The sequence below is a fragment of the Micromonospora sp. A3M-1-15 genome, from assembly GCF_024213425.1.
Classification (GTDB): Bacteria; Actinomycetota; Actinomycetes; order Mycobacteriales; family Micromonosporaceae; genus Micromonospora; species Micromonospora chersina.
The window spans coordinates 1021258-1039529 of the sequence record NZ_JANAVK010000001.1; the positions used below are offsets into that span (position 1 = coordinate 1021258).

The following is an 18272-nucleotide window of genomic DNA, read 5'->3' on the forward strand; positions in this document are numbered from 1 at the left end:
ACCCTCTCAGCGTGGACGAGAGCCTGCGCGCCGTGGAGCACGAACTGACCGCGCTGCTGCGGCGTGGGCGCGCCCTGTCCTGGGAGATCGCCCGCGAGGTCCATCCCAACCTGGAGCCCAACGCCTACGGGCTGCTGCTCTGGCTGCGCCGGTCCGGCTCGACCCGGCTCACCGACCTGGCCGGCAAGCTGGGCATCGGCAAGGGCACGCTGAGCCGGCAGATCGGCGGCCTGGAGGCGCTGGGGCTGGTCCGCCGCGACCCGGACCCGACCGACCGGCGGGCCGCCCAGCTCAGCCTCACCGAGGAGGGCACCCGCCGGTTCGACGCGGCACGGGCGGCCCGACTCGGGCAGATCCGGCGCTCGCTCGAATCGTGGCCGAAACAGGACGTCGAGGACTTCGCGCGGCTCATGCACCGGTTCAACGAGACCTTCTGACCGGGTCCGCCCGGAATAAGACCTGCGCCACGTGCGGTTGTTGCTTGGGGCAACCAAGCCATACGGTTGCCCGAGGCAACTCTTCCCCCGTCTTTCCCGGAGGCTTTCCACGATGACGCAGGCGACAGTGCCCACCCGGGCGACCGCCGTCGACATGTCCCACCGGCAGATCCTGGAGGCGCTCTCCGGCCTGCTGCTGGGCATGTTCGTCGCGATCCTCTCCTCCACGGTCGTCTCGAACGCGCTGCCGCGGATCATCACCGACCTCCACGGCGGCCAGTCCGCGTACACCTGGGTGGTCACCTCCACGCTGCTGGCCACCACCGCGACCACCCCGATCTGGGGCAAGCTCGCCGACCTGACCAGCAAGAAGATCCTCGTCCAGCTCGCCCTCGGCGTCTTCGTGCTGGGCTCGGTGCTGGCCGGGCAGTCGCACACCACCGGCGAGCTCATCGCCTGCCGGGTGGTGCAGGGCGTGGGCGCGGGCGGCCTGACCGCCCTGGCGCAGGTGATCATGGCGACGATGATCGCCCCGCGCGAGCGCGGCCGCTACAGCGGCTACCTCGGCGCGGTCATGGCCGTGGGCACCATCGGCGGCCCGCTGATCGGCGGCGTCATCGTCGACACCGACTGGCTGGGCTGGCGCTGGTGCTTCTACGTGGGCGTGCCGTTCGCCGTCCTCGCCCTGGTCGTGCTCCAGAAGACCCTGCACCTGCCGGTGGTCAAGCGCGAGGCGAAGATCGACTGGTGGGGGGCCACTCTCATCACCGCGGCCGTCTCCCTGCTGCTCATCTGGGTCACCCTGGCCGGCGACAAGTACGACTGGATGTCCTGGCAGAGCGCCGTCATGGTGGCCGGCGCCGTGCTGCTCGGCGCGCTCGCCCTCCGGGTGGAGAACCGGGCCGCCGAGCCGATGATCCCGCCGCGCCTGTTCCGCAACCGCACCATCACCCTCGCCGTGGTCGCCAGCATCGCGGTCGGCGTGGGCATGTTCGGCGCCTCGGTCTTCCTGGGCCAGTACTTCCAGATCAGCCGCGGCGAGAGCCCGACCATGTCCGGCCTCATGACCCTGCCGATGATCCTCGGCCTTCTGATCGCCTCCACCGTGGTCGGCCGGATCATCACCAACACCGGCCGCTGGAAGCGGTACCTGGTCGCCGGCTCGGCGCTGCTCACCGTCGGCTTCGCGCTGATGGGCACCATGCGGGCGGACACCCCCTACTGGCGACTCGCCGTGTTCATGGCGCTGATCGGCCTCGGCCTGGGCATGACCATGCAGAACCTCGTCCTCGCCGTGCAGAACACCGTCGGCCCGCACGAGCTCGGCGCGGCCAGCTCGGTGGTGGCCTTCTTCCGCAGCCTCGGCGGCGCCATCGGGGTGAGCGCGCTCGGCGCCATCCTCGGCCACAAGGTCAAGGACTACCTCGCCGAGGGACTCGCCGGACTCGGCATCCCGGCCTCCAGCTCGGGCAGCGGCGGTACCCTGCCCAACGTGCACACCCTGCCCGCACCGATCCGCGCGGTCGTCGAGGCCGCGTACGGGCACGGCGCCGGGGACATCTTCCTGGCCGCCGCCCCGTTCGGGCTGATCGCGCTGATCGCGGTCCTCTTCATCAAGGAGGTGCCGCTGCGCCGGACCAACGGCGACGCGATCTCCGCCGAGGTCGAGCGGGAGTCGACAGTCGCGGCCGGCGCGGCCGCCCCGGTGGTACGCACGGGCGGGCGGGACTGACCCGATGGACGCACCCGAGCGCGAGAGGTACGGCCCGCAGGCCCGGCCGCTGCCGTTCGAACGCGGCACGGACGGGCCCCGGGTGGTGCTGGTCGGCGTCGACGGCAGCCGCACCTCGCTGCGCGCCGCCGCGTACGCCGCCGGGCTGGCCCGCCGGCAGGGGGCCGGGCTGGTGGTGGTCTTCGTCAGCTCGCCGGCCCCGTACGCGGGGATCATGTCCGGGGTGGTGGCCGGGGCGGTCCAGCAGACCCACGACGAGCTGGCCGCCGAGCTGCGCGAGGAGTGCCGGCGCGGCGCCGAGGAGCTGGGCCTGCCGGTGACCTTCCTGTGCCGGCGCGGCGACGCGTACGCCGAGCTGTGCAAGGCGGCCGACGAGCACCGCGCGGACCTGGTGGTGGTCGGGTCGTCCGAGCAGGCCGGCCACAAGCTGGTCGGCTCGGTCGCCACCCGGCTGGTCCGCACCGGCCGCTGGCCGGTCGTGGTGGTGCCCTGAAATCGGGTCGCGGCCGTTGTCGGCGGGCCGGAGGATGGCCCGATGACCTGGAGAGCACCTGAGATCGACCGCAGTCACGAGCCCTACGTCGGCGACGAGCGCACCATGCTGGAAGGCTGGCTCGACTACCACCGCGACACCCTGCTGTACAAGTGCGCCGGCCTGACCGCCGAGCAGCTCCGGACGGCGAGCGTGGAGCCGTCCACCCTGACCCTGCTCGGGCTGGTCCGCCACATGGCCGACGTGGAGCGCTGGTGGTTCCGGATCCGCGCCGCCGGGGAGGACATCCCCGGCCTCTACGACGGCGACGAGGACCCGGACGCGGATTTGAACGCCGTCGCCGACGCCGACCCGGCGGAGGCCTTCGCCACCTTCCGCGCCGAGGTCGAGGCGGCCCGGAAGGCCGCCGCCGGCCTGTCGCTGGACCACACCTTCCAGCGCACCCGGCGTGACGGGAGCGCCGAGACCCGGACGATCAGCGTCCGCTGGGTCTACGTGCACATGATCGAGGAGTACGCCCGGCACAACGGCCACGCCGACCTGATCCGCGAGCGCATCGACGGCGTCACCGGCGACTGACCTCCCGCGGCACAGCGAGGTGGCGGCGTCCCGGCCGACCGGAACCCGCCACCCGGCCGGCTCAGTACGCCAGCGCCGCGCGCAGGTAGCGCAGGTCCGCCGGGCCGCTCCAGCGGTGCGCGGAGAGCCCGGCCACCCGGGCGCCGGCCACCGCCCGGTCCTCGTCGTCGACGAACAGCACCCGGGCCGGCGGGGTGCCGAGCGCCTCGCAGGCCGCCTGGAAGTACTCCTTCGCCGGCTTGTGCACCCCGATCACCGAGGAGTTGACCACCACGTCCAGCTCGTCGGTGAGGTCCAGCGCGGCCAGGTCGGCGTCGAGCACGTCGGTGGCGTTGGTGCCCAGCCCGACCCGGACACCGGCCGACCGGACCTCCCGGATGAAGGCGAGCACGTCGGGGTCGACCTCGCCCCGGTAGCGCTGCCACGCGTCCACCGCGGCCCGGGCCCGGCCCGGGTCGCCGACCGAGGGGGTGAGCGCCTCGGTGACGCTGTTCATCCACTCGGCGTGGCTCACCCTGCCGGTGAGCACCGGCTGGAGCAGCCCCCAGGACATGGCGATCTCGCCGAGGACGCCCTCGGTCAGCCCGTACTCCCGCTCGACCCGGGCGGCCACCGCCGGATCCCAGCGGCGCAGCACGCCGTCGAAGTCCACCAGGAGCGCCGTGGCGCGTTCCCGACTCACTCGCTGTTCCCCTGCCCCTCGTCGTCGGCCCGGTTGAGCCGCTGGCTGATCACCTGGGTGACCCCGCTGCGCATGGTCACGCCGTAGAGCGCGTCGGCGATCTCCATGGTCCGCTTCTGGTGCGTGATCACGATGAGCTGGCTCTTCTCCCGGAGCTGGGCCAGCAGCGTGATCAGGCGACCCAGGTTGACGTCGTCGAGGGCCGCCTCCACCTCGTCCATGATGTAGAACGGGCTGGGCCGCGCGCGGAAGATCGCCACGAGCATTGCCACCGCGGTGAGCGACCGCTCCCCGCCGGAGAGCAGGGAGAGCCGCTTGATCTTCTTGCCGGGCGGCCGGGCCTCGACCTCGACGCCTGTGGTGAGCAGGTCCTCCGGGTCGGTGAGCACCAGCCGCCCCTCGCCGCCGGGGAAGAGCACGGTGAACACCTGCTCGAACTCCCGCGCGGTGTCCTCGAACGCGCTGGCGAAGACCTCCAGGATGCGGTCGTCGACGTCCTTGACCACGGTGAGCAGGTCCCGGCGAGTGGCCTTGAGGTCCTCCAGCTGCTCGGAGAGGAACTTGAAGCGCTCCTCCAGCGCGGCGAACTCCTCCAGCGCGAGGGGGTTGACCTTGCCGAGCAGGGCCAGTTCCCGCTCCGCCTTGGCGGCCCGCTTCTCCTGCACCGGCCGCTCGTAGCGGACCGGCTCGGGCACCGGCGTGCCGTCCTTCTCCGCCGCGGCGACGTCGGCGTCGGTGGGCGGGACGAGCTGGTCCGGGCCGTACTCGGCGATCAGGGTGGCCACGTCGAGGCCGAAGTCCTCGGCCGCCTTGGCCTCCAGCTGCTCGATGCGCAGCCGCTGCTCGGCGCGGGCCACCTCGTCCCGGTGCACCTGGCTGGTCAGCCGCTCCAGCTCGGCGCCGAGCCGCTTGGCCGCGCCGCGTACCTCGGACAGCTCGGCCTCGCGGGCGGCGCGCTCGCGGGCCACCTCGTCGCGGTGCTCCTCGGCCCGGGCCAGGGAGACGGTGAGCCGGGTGAGCGCCTCGCGGGCGCCGCCGACCACGGCCCGGGCGATCTCCGCGCCGCGGGTGCGGGCCGCGCGCCGGGCGGCCGCGCGCTCCCGCGCGGCCCGCTCGGCGGTCGCCTGCCGGGCGAGGGAGTCGGCCCGGCCGGCGATCGAGGAGACCCGCTCCTCGGCGGTACGCACGGCGAGCCGGACCTCCATCTCGTTCTGCCGGGCCTGCGGCACCATGGCGGCGAGCTGGTCGCGTTCCTCGGTGGACGGTTCGGCGTCGAGCGGGGTGACCTCGGCCAGCCGGAGCCGCTCCTCCAGCTCGGCGAGGGCCTGAAGGTCTCGTTCCCGGGCCGCCTCGGCGCGGGCCCGGGACTCGCCGAGCCGGTCGGTCTCCGCCTTGGCGGACCGAGCGGCCGCGCCCAGCTCGGCGAGGCGGCGGGCGGCGGCGTTGCGGTGGCTCTCCGCCTCCCGCTTGGCGGCGGCGGCGTGCTGCACGGCCTCCTTGGCGGCGGCCACCTCGGCGCGCGCCTCGACCAGCTGCTCGCGCAGCTCGGCACTCGTCCGCTCGGCGGTGGCCCGGTTGGCCCGCGCCTCCTCCACGGCGGCCTGCACCTCGATGTAGCTGGGCGCCTTGGCCGACCCGCCGGCCGCCGCGTACGCCCCCACCACGTCGCCGTCGGGGGTGACCGCGCGCAGCTCCGGGTTGCCGGCGACCAGCTCGGCCGCGGCGGCGAGGTCGTCGACAAGCGCCACGTCGCGCAGCGCCCGGTGCACGGCCGGGCGCAGCTCGGCGGAGCACTCCACCAGGTCGGGGGCCCAGCGGGCGCCCTCGGGCAGCTTCGGGCGCAGCGCGTCGGCGGAGCCGGCCATGCCGGGGCCGGCGGGGCTGCCGACCAGCAGGCCGGCCCGGCCGGCGTCGGCAATCTTGAGCAGCCGCATGGCCTCGACGGCCTCGTCCACCCCGCTGACCGCGACGGCGTCGGCGAGCCCGCCGAGCGCGGCGGCGAGCGCCGCCTCGTTGCCCGGTGCGACGGTGAGCAGACCGGAGAGGCTGCCGAGCAGGCCGGGCACCTGGTCGGCGCGGGCCAGCAGGGCGCCCGCGCCGTCCTTGCGGCGCAGGCCGAGGGCGAGCGCCTCCTCGCGGGCCTTCCAGGTGGCGGCGTCCTTCTCGGCGGCACGCTCGGCGTCGGCGAGGCTGCGCACGGCGGCCTGGGCCTGCTCGTGCACGGCGACCGCCTCGGCGTGCCGGGCGTCCAGGTCGGCGTTGTCCCGGTCGGCCTCGGTGGACTGCTCGGCGACGGCGTCGAGTTCGGCCTGGGCCTTCTCGGCGCGGGTCAGGGCGTCGGTGTGCGCGGCGGCGAGGCGCTCGATCTCCTCGCCGGCGCTGGTGGTCCGGGCCCGGGCGGAGTTGACCTGGCCGGTCAGCCGGGCCAGCCCCTCCCGCCGGTCGGCGATGGCCTTGGCCGCGGCGACGAGTTCCCGCTCGGCGGCGGCGAGCTGCCGTTCCAGCTCCTGCCGGTGCTCGACCGCCTCGGCGAGCCGGACCTGGTCCTCGGTGAGCGCCGCGCGCAGCTCCTCCTCCTGCTCGCGGACCCGCCGGGACTCGGCCTCCAGCTGGTCCGGGTCGCGGCCGGGGCGCTCGTCGTCGCCGGTGGCGCTGAGGTGCCGCAGCCGTTCCCGGGCGAGCTGCTCGATGGAGCGGAACCGCTCCTGGAGCGCGGAGAGCTTGTACCAGGTGTCCTGGGCCGCGGCGAGCAGCGGGGCATCCTCGGCCAGCGCGGCCTCCAGCTCGCCGAGGCGGGCCTGCACCTCGCCGTGTTCGCCCTCGATCTGCTCGCGCCGCTCGCGCAGCGCGGTCTCGTCGGCGATCTCCCGGTCCAGCGTGGTGCGCAGGGTGTGCAGGTCGTCGGCGAGCAGCCGCAGCCTGGCGTCGCGCAGGTTGGCCTGGATGGCGGCGGCGCGGCGGGCCACCTCGGCCTGCCGGCCCAGCGGCTTGAGCTGGCGGCGCAGCTCGGCGGTGAGGTCGGTGAGCCGGTTGAGGTTGGTCTGCATCGCGTCGAGCTTCCGCAGCGCCTTCTCCTTGCGCTTGCGGTGCTTGAGGACGCCGGCCGCCTCCTCGATGAACGCCCGCCGGTCCTCCGGCTTGGCGTGCAGCATGCCGTCCAGCCGGCCCTGGCCGACGATGATGTGCATCTCCCGGCCGATGCCGGAGTCCGAGAGCAGCTCCTGGATGTCCAGCAGCCGGCAGGAGTCGCCGTTGATCTCGTACTCGCTCTCGCCGGAGCGGAACATCCGGCGGGTGATGGAGACCTCGGTGTACTCGATCGGCAGCGCGCCGTCTGTGTTGTCGATGGTGAGGGTGACCTCGGCCCGGCCGAGCGGCGCCCGGCCGGCGGTGCCGGCGAAGATGACGTCCTCCATCTTGCCGCCGCGCAGCGCCTTGGCGCCCTGCTCGCCGAGCACCCAGGCGATGGCGTCGACGACGTTGGACTTGCCGGAGCCGTTCGGGCCGACCACGCAGGTGATCCCGGGCTCCAGCTTCAGCGTCGTCGCGGAGGCGAAGGACTTGAAGCCCTTCACCGTCAGGCTCTTGAGATGCACCTTCTCGATCCTCGTCCGGTGGCCGCCGTACCGTCGCCGGCTGCGCGGACCTGGTGAACCCGCAGACTAACCCGCGGGCGGGGAGAGCCTGGTACGCGACCCACCCGGTGCCGGAGCTGTCCGGTTTCCGGCGATGTGGCGTACGCCACGGGAAAGTGCAAGATCAGAATTGCGGGACGCAATTCCGGGAGGCCCGCCAAGATCGCGAAATACGGCCCCGAAAACAAAAAGCTGCGCGCCGGCACTGGGTGTCGGCGCGCGTTTTCTGTGTGGTGCGATTCAGTTTTCCGACAACCGGAGATCAGGTCAGCGCGGGCTCGGCCAGTCGGAGGAGGTCGTCAGCCTCCGCCGCAGCCGCCGCAAGCCGATCGTTGTCGGCGCGCAGACGCGTGATCTCGAACTCCAGTGCCTGAACCCTGGCACGCAGTCGGGTGACCTCGTCGAGCAGACGCCGGTCGGGCGCTGCACCTACGTGGCCGTAGAGGGCCTTCGCCATGCTGACTCCTTGATATGCGCTGCCGGAAAGGCCGGCCAACGCGCGCCCATGATGTTCGCGGCTGCCATCCCCGCGAAATCCGGGCATGGCTGGGCGCGACTGGCGACACCTATATATTGAGCCGAACCCCCCTCCTTCGTCAAGTTCCCGCAGGCCGTAGATCATCTCCACGTCGCCCGGTCCACTTGTCGGGGGGTTGCCACAAGGCGCGGACACGCTCTGTCCGGACGCCTTTACTGTACGCCCGGGAATGTGTGAACACCTCACCCTTGCTGTCTGGTTCCCCTTAACTCTTTCTTAGCCACGTTGCCGCAGCTCGTGGCCCGCCCGTAGCGTCACTGCGGCCCGCAACCGACCCGTGGAGGGGACAGGCGTGTACCGCTGGACCGACCCGATCGAACCGGATGGCGCTCCTCGACGCCCCGAGCCGCCGACCGACGAGGGACCGGCCTGGCTCACCGACCGGCCCGAGCCGCGGTCGTCGTACCTCTTCGGGGACGAGCCGGAGCAGCCCGCCCCGCACCGCGCCGAGGCGCCCACCGGCGCCTGGCGGGCCGATGAACCGACCACCCCGTGGCGGGACGACCACACCACGGAGCGCACCGGCAACCTCCCCGCCGCCGGTGCCGCCGCGCACGGGTGGGCCGACGCCGGGCGGTACGCCGACGCCGACCGGACCGGGTACTCCCCGGCCGTCGAGCCGCCGGCGTACGGCCCGGCGGCCCACCCGGGCGCCCCGTACGAGCCGGCCGCCGGCTGGCACCCCGAGCAGCAGCCCGCCGACGCCTGGCGCCGCGAGGAGCAGCCCGCCGCCTGGCGCCCCGAGGAGCAGCCGACCGCTACCTGGCAGCCGGTCGCCGACGAGCAGCCCGCCTGGCGCCCTCAGGAGCAGCCGACCGCCGCCTGGCAGCCGGTCGCCGACGAGCGGCCCACGGCCGCGTGGCAGCCGGTCACCGACGATCCGGCGGACGACACCGGCCGGCACCGGCAGCGGCGCCGGCTGCCCCGTCCCCTCCTGATCGGTGGGGCCGCCGCCGCGGCGACCCTCGTGGTGAGCCTCGGCGTGGGTGCCGTGCTGCTGCCCGGCGACGACCAGCCGACCGAGCGGACCGCCGCCGACGGCCCGGTGGCCGCCGCCCCGCTCTCCTCCGACGGCGCCGAGGCGGGACCGGCCGACGCGCTCGCACCGGAGTCGACCAGCCCCAGCGCCGCGCCGACCAGCGCCAGGCCCAGCCCGACGAAGAAGCCGACCCCGACGCCGAGCCGGACCACCGCGCCGTCCCGGCAGCTGCCGCGGAGCACCGCGCCGAGCGGCACGGGCGCCACGACGACCTCGACCAAGGGGCTCACCGCCGAACTGCGGGAGGTCGTCGACCTGGTCAACCAGGAGCGGGCCAAGGCCGGCTGCAAGGCGCTGACCGTCGACGACAAGCTGACGCTCGCCGCCCAGCGGCACAGCCAGGACCAGGCCGACCACAAGACCATGTCGCACGACGGCAGCGACGGCAGCGACGTGGGCGACCGGCTCGACCGGGTCGGCTACGCCTGGCGGTCGTACGGCGAGAACGTGGCCTGGAACCAGCAGAGCCCGGCCGCGGTGATGGACGCCTGGATGAACTCCCCGGGTCACCGGGCGAACATCCTGAACTGCTCGTTCACCGAGATCGGCGTGGGCGTGGCGCGGAGCAACGGGCCGTACTGGACGCAGGACTTCGGCACGCCGCGCTGAGCGGTCGCGTCGTGACCGGGTCCGCGCTCGTTGACCGGGTGAGGTACGCCGGGGACGCCTGAGCGGTGCCGGCCCTGTCGCCGGCGCACCGGGGCCACCGGAGACGTACCGGCAGGGGGCGGGGTGCCGCCCGCGACCCGGGAGCTGTCCATGCGGATCCGGCCGGCGTGGGCCATGCTGCCCCGGCCGGTCCGCGTCCGCCGACGTGGACCGCGCCGGGGCGTTGCCGTGGTGCTGACGGCGCTGCTGCTCGCCCCGGTGCCGGCCTGCCGGGAGCCGATCGTCCCGCCCGGGGCGCCCACCCCGTGGCCGGTCGCGCAGGCCCGCCGCTGGCAGTGGCAGTGGCAGCTCACCGGCCCCGTGGACGTCACCGTCGACGCGGACGTCTTCCTGCTCGACGCGGTGCGGACCACCTCCGGCGAGACCGGCGCGCTACGCGCCCGCCACCGCCGCCTGGTGTGCCAGGTGCGGGTCGGCACGTACGCGGCCACCGACCCGGACGCCAGCCGCTTCCCGGCGGCGGTACGCGGCGCGGCGGTGCCCGGCCGGCCGGGCAGCCGGTGGCTGGACGTCCGCCGGTGGGACTCGCTGGAGCCGGTGCTGGCCGACCGGTTCCGGCTCTGCCGGGGCAAGGGCTTCGGCGCGGTGGCTCTCGACGACGCCGACGGCTACCTGCACCGCTCCGGCTTCCCGCTCACCTTCGACGACCAGCTGCTGTTCAACCGGCGGCTGGCCGCGCTGGCCCGGCGGCTGGAGCTCTCCCCCGGGCTCGTCGACGACCTGCCGCAGGTGGCGGCGCTGGCCCCCGACTTCGACTTCGCGGTCAACCAGGAGTGCGTCCGCCGGGGCGGGTGCGACAAGCTGCTCCCCTTCGCCGACGCGCACAAGCCGGTCTTCCACGTCGAGTTCACCGGCGACCCGGCCGACTTCTGCGTCACCACGGTCGGCTACGGCTTCGCCTCGATCCTCAAGGACCGCGAACTCGACGCCTGGCGCGAGCCCTGCGTGCTGCCCTGAGCGCCCCGGGGCGGAGGCTAAGCCGCCACGTCCGGCTTCCAGTCCTGAGCGAGGAGCCCGAGCACCACCTCGTCGAGGAACTCGCCCAGCACCCAGGCCGAGGAGCGCAGCACGCCCTCGCGGACGAAGCCGTTGCGCTCGGCGGAGCGCAGCATCGCGGCGTTGTCGGCAAGTGTCTCGATCTGGAGCCGCTGGAGGCCGCGCACGACGAATCCGTAGTGGCAGAGCACCGCCACCACGTCGGTGCCGAAGCCCTTTCCCCGCGCGGACGGGAGCAGTCCCAGGCCGATGTGCGCGGACCGGTTGTGGTTGTCGATGCCCCACAGCGTGGCGGTGCCGACCAGCGTGCCGCCGTCCAGCTCCACCACCGAGAACGAGACGCTTCCCTGCTCCTGGTCGTCCACCACGAGCCGCCGATCCTTCGAGCCGGGCGTGATCGGCCGCCACGGCCCGCCTTCGGACCGGGAGGAGTTGACCACGTCGTCGTAGAGCTCGGCCCGCAGGGTCGGGATGTCGTCCTCGTGCCGGGCCCTGAGCCCGACCGTGTTGCCCCTCAGCATGCGAGCTTCCTACCGGACCGGACCGGTCACCGACAAACCGGCAAGCGCGTCAGCCGGAATGTGCTCGTGCCCCGCGTACCCCTGGATGAAGCGGCACCGCCCCCGGCCTGGACGGACGGGGGCGGTGCCGGGGGGAGCGGCGGAGGTCAGCCGGGGGCGCCGCCGGTGACCGGGGCCGGGGTGCCGGCGCCGCGCTGGGACGGGATGTCGGCGTGCTCGGCGCTGAGCGGGGTGGCCAGTTCCTCCAGGGACTTGCCCTCGGCCTTGATGCCGAGGGTCAGCTCCACGAGGCCACCGATGATCATCACGGCGGCGCCGATGACGAAGGCGACCACGGTGTCGCCGACCTTGCCGGTGCCGACCAGCTTGGCGAAGAGCAGCGGGCCGGTGATGCCACCGGCGGCGGTGCCGATCGCGTAGAAGAACGCGATGGCCATGGCCCGGGTCTCCATGGGGAAGATCTCGCTGACCGTCAGATACGCGGCACTGGCGCCGGCCGAGGCGAAGAAGAGCACCGCGCACCAGCAGGCGGTCATGGTCACCGCGCTGAGCACGCCCGAGTGGAACAGCCAGGCGGTGCCGAGCAGCAGGATGCCCGAGCCGATGTACGAGCCGGCGATCATCGGGACGCGGCCGACGGTGTCGAAGAGCCGGCCCAGCAGCAGCGGGCCGAGCAGGTTGCCCACGGCGATCACCGCGAAGTAGTAGCCGCTGTTGCCCGGCGGGACGTCGAAGAACGTCTGGAGGATCTGGGCGAAGCCGAAGGTGATCGCGTTGTAGAGGAACGCCTGACCGATGAAGAGCGAGAAGCCCAGCGTGGCGCGCTTGGGGTAGCGGGCGAACAGGGTCTTCGCGATCTCCAGGAAGTTGGTGCTCTTCCGCTGCTTGATCTCGATGTAGTTGTCCGCCTCGGCGAGATCCTTGCCGGTCTCCCGCTTCACCTCGGCCTCGACCGAGTCGACGAGATGGTTCGCCTCCTCGGCCCGGCCGTGGATGAACAACCAGCGTGGACTCTCCGGGACGTGCCGGCGGACCAGCAGGATCACCACGCCGAGCACCGCGCCCAGGCCGAACGCGACCCGCCAGCCGAGGTTGGTCGGCAGGCCGTTGAGCAGCGGCACGGTCAGCAGCGCGCCCAGCGCCGCGCCGAGCCAGAAGGTGCCGTTGATGATGATGTCGATGCGGCCGCGGTGCCGCGCCGGGATCAGCTCGTCGATGGCCGAGTTGATGGCCGCGTACTCGCCGCCGATGCCCATGCCGGTGAGGAACCGGAACAGGAAGAACCACCAGGTGTCGAAGGACAGCGCGGTCAGCGCGGTCGCCACCAGGTAGAGCCCGAGGGTCAGCAGGAACAGCTTCTTGCGCCCGAACCGGTCGGTGAGCCAGCCGAAGAAGAGCGCGCCGGTGCAGGCGCCCGCCACGTAGAGCGCGGCGGCCAGGCCGGTGACCTGGCTCTGGGTGATGCTCAGGCCGCTGCCCGGCTCGGCAAGCTTGCCGGAGAGGTTGCCGACGATGGTCACCTCGAGGCCGTCGAGGATCCAGACCGTGCCGAGGCCGATCACGATCATCCAGTGCCAGCGGGACCACGGCAGCCGGTCCAGGCGGGCCGGGACGTTGGTCCGTACGGTGCCGGTCCGCACGTCGGTGCTCATGACGCGCTCCGGAGGGCTGCGGGGGCCGGGGCGCGGCGGGCCGCCGGCGTGAGCTGTTCGTCCATGGCGGCCCAGATGCCCCGCCGTCGCGGCCGTTAATCCTGCGGTGACACCCCCGTCACACGGGGAAGGGCGGACCGACCGGCCCGCCCTCCCCCGTGTCCGCGGTCAGCGCGCGCCGACCAACTCCGGTGCCGGCGCGGGCGGCTCGGCCGGCGGGGTCGCCGCCCGGCCGCGCAGGAACCGCGGCGCCCACCAGTTCGCGTCCCCGAGCAGCGTCATCAGCGAGGGCAGCACCACCGCCCGGATGATCGTGGCGTCCAGCAGGATGGCCGCGGCCAGCCCGATGCCGAGCTGCTTGAAGTCGATGGTGCTCAGCGTCGCGAAGATCGAGAAGACGCCGACCATGACGATCGCCGCGCTGGTCACCACGCCCGCCGAGGAGGTGATCCCGTACGCCACCGCGTCCTTGTTCGACATCCCCTGGCGGATCCCCTCGCGGATCCGGCTGACCACGAACACGTGGTAGTCCATGGAGAGCCCGAACAGCACCACGAACAGGAACATCGGCAGCCAGGTGACGATCGCGTCCATCGAGGTGAAGCCGAGCAGCCCCTCCGCCCAGGTGCCCTGGAAGACCAGCACGAGCAGCCCGTACGCGGCCCCGGCGGAGAGCAGGTTCAGCAGGATCGAGGTGACCGCGACCACCACCGACCGGAACGTCCAGGCCATCACGAGGAAGGTCAGCGCCAGCACGAAGGCCGCCACCAGGGGCAGCTTCGCCCAGATGTGGTCCGCGTAGTCCTCGCTGGCCGCCACGCCGCCGCCGACCGCGTACTCGACGCCCGGGATGCCGCCCAGCGCGGCCGGGACCAGGTCCTGGCGCAGCTCGTGCAGGGACCGGGACGCCTCGTCGGTGCGGCTGGCGTACGGCGTGGCGACCTCCAGCACCGACACCCGCCGGTCGGCCGACACCTTGATCTTCGGGCCGTCCCCCTCGGCCGGCGCGAAGAGCGGGTCGGCGGCGGCGCGGTCGGCCAGCCCGGTCAGCGCGGCCTTCACCCGGTCGGCCTGCTCGGCCGGCGCTTTCACCGCCACGGTGTGGCTGGTGCCGTTGCTCGGGAAGGCCGCGGTGAGCCGGTCGTACGCCTGCATGGCCGCCGTGGTGCGCGGCACGTCCTCCATGCCGGGGAACTTCAGCTTCATGCCCAGCGCCGGGGCGGCCAGGGCGAGCAGCAGCCCGACCGAGACCACCAGGGTGGCCAGCGGGGCGCGCAGCGCGGGCCTCAGCACGGCCGGCCAGAACCGCGGCCGGGACGTCTGGCCGTGCCGCCCGACGCGCGGGGCGGTGAGCCGCCACAGCAGCGGCACCCGGGGCCGGTCGACCCAGCGGCCCAGCTTGGCCAGGAGCGCCGGCAGGACGGTCAGCGAGCCGATCACCGCGACCGCGACCACCAGGATCGAGCCGACGGCGAGTGAGGAGAAGATGGCGTCCTGGGCGAGCAGCAGCCCGGCCATAGAGATGATCACGGCGGTGCCGGAGACCACGACGGCGTGCCCGGAGGTCTCCGCCGCGATCTCCACGGCGTCCAGCCCGGAACGCCCCTTGGCCCGCTCCTCGCGTTCCCGCCGGACGTAGAAGAGCGAGTAGTCCACGCCGACCGCCATGCCGATCAGCAGGATCACGCTGGCCGTGGTGTCGGTGGCCGGCACGAGGTGCGAGGCGAGGGTGGAGAGCCCCATGGCCGCGGCCACCGAGGAGAGCGCGAGCAGCACCGGCACGCCGGCCGCGATCAGCGCGCCGAACGCGATGATCAGGATGGCCAGGGTGACCGGAAGGCTGAGCAGCTCGGCCCGCTTGAAGTCCTTGCCGAGGGTGTCGTCGAGCGCCTTGCCGATCGACGGGCCGCCGACCTGCTCGACGCGCAGCGCCGGGTGCGCCTCCTGGACCTTCGCGGTGGTGTCGCGCAGCGGCTGCACCCGGTCCGAGGCGGTCTCCGGGTCGCCCGACATGGTGATCGGCACCAGCAGCGCGTTGCCGTCCCGGGACGGCATGGGCGCGCCCACCGAGGTCACCCCGTCGACCTGCCGCAGCCGGGCCGTCGCGTCCTCGGCGGCGGCCTTCGCGGCGGCCGCGTCGAGCGTGCCCGCGCGGGGAGTGATGAGCACGTTCTCCGTGGCCGGCTCGTGGAAGCCGCCACTGTCGACGATCAACTGCGCCCGCCCGAACTCGCCGATCGCCTGGTCGTCGTCGGTCGCCTCGTTCAGGCCGGCGGCGTTGCCGCCCACGAAGCACACCGCCACGAACACCACCCAGAGCGCGATGGCCCGCCACGGATGCTCCGCACTCCACCGTGCCAGCCGCACGGTCACCGGTCGCCTGCCCATACCCGGGATCCCCCTCCAGACGTCGGCCCAGTGCCGACCTCTGCTGACGCTAGGGAGCGGAGCGGTCCCGGACATCGGGGAAGGGCCCCCGCTCGTCCCCCATCCGGCCGGCTCCGTCCGGGCGGCCGGAATCGGGTCGGCCAACCGGCCAGAAAGGACTTTTCAGGGCACGACCGGGGGACCCGCCGGGCGGCGTCCGGCGAGGCACACCGGCGCAACCCCGAGCCGGCTCGGGGTCATCCCCGGAGGCCGCCCCGGGGGCGGGGCTGGCAGCGCGGGCAACTGTAGGACGAACGGTTCATGAACGCCTCGCGTCGGATCGGCGTGCCGCACCGGGGGCAGGGCTCGCCCTCCCGCCCGTACGCGTTCAGCAACCGGTCGAAGTAGCCGCTCTCGCCGTTGACGTTGACGTACAGCTCGTCGAAGCTGGTGCCGCCCTGCTTGATCGCCTCGCCGAGCACGTCCCGGACGTGGCCGAGCAGCCGGCCGGCCGCCGGGCCGGTCAGCGCGTCGGTCGGCCGGGCGCCGTGCAGCTTGGCCCGCCAGAGCGCCTCGTCGGCGTAGATGTTGCCGACACCGGAGATCAGCGTCTGGTCGAGCAGCGCCCGCTTCACCTCGGTCCGCCGCTTGCGCAGCGCGGCCACGAAGGCGGCGTCGGAGAACTCCGGGTCCATGGGATCCCGGGCGATGTGGGCGATCTCGGCCGGCAGCTCGGCCCCGCCCTCGGAGACCGACAGCCCGCCGAACGTGCGCTGGTCGACGAACCGCAGCTCCGGGCCGTCGTCGGCGAACCGGAACCGGACCCGCAGGTGCAGCTCGTCGGCCGCGCCGACCGGCTGGAGCAGGAGCTGGCCGGACATGCCGAGGTGGCCGATGAGGGCGTCCCCGCTGTCCAGCGGCAGCCACAGGTACTTGCCCCGGCGTCGGACGTCGGTGATCGTCCGGCCGGTCAGCACGTCGGCGAAGTGCTCGCCGCCCGGCTCGTGCCGGCGGACCGCCCGGGGGTGGCGCACCTCGACGGCGCTGATCCGCCGGCCGACGACCCACTGGGCCAGCCCCTGCCGGACGGTCTCGACCTCGGGCAGCTCAGGCACGGCCGGCGCCGGTCTCGGCGGGGTCGCCCGCCGGCTCCACCCCGTCGGCCGCGGCCTTCGCGGCGGCCTCCGCCTCGGCCTGCTCGGTCAGCATCCGCCAGGCCGACTCGGCGGCCCGCTGCTCGGCCTCCTTCTTGCTGCGCCCCTCCGCGCCGCCGTACCGGTTGCCGGCCACCACCACCCAGGCCGTGAAGGTCTTGAGGTGGTCCGGGCCGGTGCCCTCGATCCGGTACTCGGGCACCCCGAGCCCCAGCGCGGCGGTCAGCTCCTGGAGGCTCGTCTTCCAGTCGAGCGCCGCGCCCCGGCCGGCCGACTCCGCCATCAGCGGATCGAACAGCCGGTGGATCACGAGGGCCGCGGTGTCCAGGCCGTACTGGAGGTAGATGGCGCCGAGCAGCGCCTCCAGGGTGTCGGCCAGGATGCTGGCCTTGTCCCGGCCGCCGGTGGCCTCCTCGCCCTTGCCGAGCAGCAGGTACGCGCCCAGCCCGTCCGGGCCGAGGCCGCGCGCCACGTCCGCGAGGGCCCGCATGTTGACCACGCTGGCCCGCAGCTTGGCGAGCTGCCCCTCGGGCAGGTCCGGGTGGTTGTGGAAGAGCGCCGTGGTGATCACCACGCCGAGGACCGAGTCGCCGAGGAACTCCAGCCGCTCGTTGGTGGGCAGGCCACCGTTCTCGTACGCGTAGGAGCGGTGGGTCAGTGCGCGCTCCAGCAGTTCCGGGTCGAGCGACACCCCGAAGGCCGCCTCCAGGTGGCCGACGGGAGCACGCCGCCGCTTGTCGTTGGTCATGGCGCTACCTCGGTGTCGTTGCGGTCAGGTGCGGGATCGTGCGGAACGTCGTCGAGCAGGGTCGAGACGGTGTGGGTGGCGCCCCGGCGCCACAGGTGGGCGGCGAGGGCGATGCCGGAGGCGACGTCGTCGGGCCGGGCCGCGCCGTGGCAGACCACCACGGTGCCGGCCACCCCGAGCAGGGCCGCCGCGCGGGGCGCGCCACCGCCCGCCGGGGGCCCGCCGGCCATGGCGTACGCGCCCTCGATGGCTTTGAGCAGCACGTTGCCGGTGAAGCCGTCGGTCACCACCACGTCGGCGCGGGCGCCGAGGGAGAGGTCGTACCCCTCGACGAGGCCGACGTAGCGGGCGCCGCAGGGCAGCGGCACGGCGGCGAGGGCGCGGTCGGCGGAGCGGCGGAGCCGGTCGCCCTTGCCCGCCTCGACGCCGACGGAGAGCAGCCCGACCCGGGGCGCGGCGACGGCGTGCGCCACGGCCGCGTAGGCGGCGCCGAGGACGGCGTGCCGGGCCAGGGTGGCGGGTCCGGGTTCGAGCGTGCCGCCGACGTCCAGCAGCACCACCGGCCCTTCGACGGCGGGAAGGGTGGCGACCAGGGCGGGGCGGCGTACGCCCGCCCAGCGGCCGAGGCCGAGCGCGGCGGCGGTGACGGTGGCGCCGGTCGAGCCGGCGGAGACGAGCGCGTCGGCGAACCCGTCGCGGACGGCGTGCACGGCGGCGCGGACGGTGCTCTCCCCGCGCGCGGCGGTGGGATGGTCGGCCATGCCGACGGCGGTCCGCACCGGGCGGACGGTGACCCGGGTGCGCTGCTCCGGGTCGAGCGCACCGATCAGCCCGTCGGCGACCTCGGTCGGTCCGACGAGCAGCAGGTGCAGGTCAGGGTCGGTACGCACGGCCCGCAGAGCGCCGTCAACCACGACGGCGGGAGCATCGTCCCCGCCGAGGAGGTCGACGGCGATCCGCGCGGTGCCCGGCTCCGCGGGCGCGCCGGCCGGGGAACGGCCGGCGGCGGAGGGAGCCGGGGCACCGGGCG

At 73.9% G+C, this 18272-nt stretch carries 15 protein-coding genes; 6 read left to right on the forward strand and 9 right to left on the reverse strand.

The window, feature by feature from the left end; translation table 11 throughout:
- Positions 1-11 precede the first annotated feature (11 nt).
- From NLX85_RS04620 to NLX85_RS04635, 4 genes are all read left to right on the forward strand, one after another.
- On the forward strand, positions 12-437 hold the full coding sequence (locus NLX85_RS04620) for a MarR family winged helix-turn-helix transcriptional regulator (protein WP_091312461.1): 426 nt from the start codon (positions 12-14) through the stop codon (positions 435-437).
- A gap of 112 nt (positions 438-549) precedes the next feature.
- Positions 550-2169 (forward strand): MDR family MFS transporter, encoded by a 1620-nt coding sequence (locus tag NLX85_RS04625; RefSeq protein ID WP_254331780.1) that lies wholly within the window; start codon positions 550-552, stop codon positions 2167-2169.
- A gap of 4 nt (positions 2170-2173) precedes the next feature.
- Positions 2174-2662 (forward strand): universal stress protein, encoded by a 489-nt coding sequence (locus NLX85_RS04630; protein WP_254331781.1) that lies wholly within the window; start codon positions 2174-2176, stop codon positions 2660-2662.
- Between the two features lie 42 nt (positions 2663-2704).
- The gene (locus NLX85_RS04635) at positions 2705-3241 is read left to right on the forward strand and encodes a DinB family protein (protein WP_254331782.1); all 537 of its coding nucleotides are present in this window, start codon (positions 2705-2707) and stop codon (positions 3239-3241) included.
- A gap of 61 nt (positions 3242-3302) precedes the next feature.
- Here the strand turns inward: NLX85_RS04635 and NLX85_RS04640 are convergent, their stop codons facing one another.
- The 3 genes from NLX85_RS04640 to NLX85_RS04650 form a co-directional block, all read right to left on the reverse strand.
- Entirely contained in the window at positions 3303-3923 is a 621-nt protein-coding gene (locus NLX85_RS04640) for an HAD-IA family hydrolase (protein WP_254331783.1), read from the reverse strand.
- Positions 3920-7519, reverse strand: a complete 3600-nt coding sequence (smc, locus tag NLX85_RS04645) for a chromosome segregation protein SMC (protein ID WP_254331784.1) — start codon at positions 7517-7519, stop codon at positions 3920-3922. Before smc ends, NLX85_RS04640 begins: the two co-directional genes overlap by 4 nt.
- A gap of 301 nt (positions 7520-7820) precedes the next feature.
- Positions 7821-8015: a hypothetical protein gene (locus NLX85_RS04650; RefSeq protein WP_007456482.1), complete on the reverse strand. Its 195-nt coding sequence runs from the start codon at positions 8013-8015 to the stop codon at positions 7821-7823.
- A gap of 373 nt (positions 8016-8388) precedes the next feature.
- Between NLX85_RS04650 and NLX85_RS04655 the strand changes: the two genes are divergently transcribed.
- Together NLX85_RS04655 and NLX85_RS04660 are read left to right on the forward strand one after the other, a co-directional pair.
- Entirely contained in the window at positions 8389-9744 is a 1356-nt protein-coding gene (locus NLX85_RS04655; protein WP_254331785.1) for a CAP domain-containing protein, read from the forward strand.
- A 123-nt stretch (positions 9745-9867) separates the two neighbouring features.
- Positions 9868-10761 carry an endo alpha-1,4 polygalactosaminidase gene (locus NLX85_RS04660; RefSeq protein WP_254331786.1) on the forward strand — a complete coding sequence of 298 codons (894 nt, stop codon included), beginning with the start codon at positions 9868-9870 and terminating at the stop codon, positions 10759-10761.
- 17 nt (positions 10762-10778) lie between these two features.
- Here the strand turns inward: NLX85_RS04660 and NLX85_RS04665 are convergent, their stop codons facing one another.
- From NLX85_RS04665 to NLX85_RS04690, 6 genes are all read right to left on the reverse strand, one after another.
- On the reverse strand, positions 10779-11321 hold the full coding sequence (locus NLX85_RS04665) for a GNAT family N-acetyltransferase (RefSeq protein ID WP_254331787.1): 543 nt from the start codon (positions 11319-11321) through the stop codon (positions 10779-10781).
- Between the two features lie 146 nt (positions 11322-11467).
- On the reverse strand, positions 11468-12973 hold the full coding sequence (locus tag NLX85_RS04670; RefSeq protein WP_254331788.1) for an MFS transporter: 1506 nt from the start codon (positions 12971-12973) through the stop codon (positions 11468-11470).
- A gap of 168 nt (positions 12974-13141) precedes the next feature.
- The gene (locus NLX85_RS04675; RefSeq protein WP_254331789.1) at positions 13142-15361 is read right to left on the reverse strand and encodes an MMPL family transporter; all 2220 of its coding nucleotides are present in this window, start codon (positions 15359-15361) and stop codon (positions 13142-13144) included.
- 236 nt (positions 15362-15597) lie between these two features.
- Positions 15598-16455: a bifunctional DNA-formamidopyrimidine glycosylase/DNA-(apurinic or apyrimidinic site) lyase gene (gene mutM, locus NLX85_RS04680; RefSeq protein ID WP_254331790.1), complete on the reverse strand. Its 858-nt coding sequence runs from the start codon at positions 16453-16455 to the stop codon at positions 15598-15600.
- Positions 16448-17242: a ribonuclease III gene (gene rnc, locus NLX85_RS04685; protein ID WP_091312497.1), complete on the reverse strand. Its 795-nt coding sequence runs from the start codon at positions 17240-17242 to the stop codon at positions 16448-16450. Before rnc ends, mutM begins: the two co-directional genes overlap by 8 nt.
- A complete protein-coding gene (locus NLX85_RS04690; protein WP_254333640.1) occupies positions 17239-18198 on the reverse strand; it encodes a phosphate acyltransferase PlsX in 960 nt (319 codons plus the stop codon). Before NLX85_RS04690 ends, rnc begins: the two co-directional genes overlap by 4 nt.
- Positions 18199-18272 lie beyond the last annotated feature (74 nt).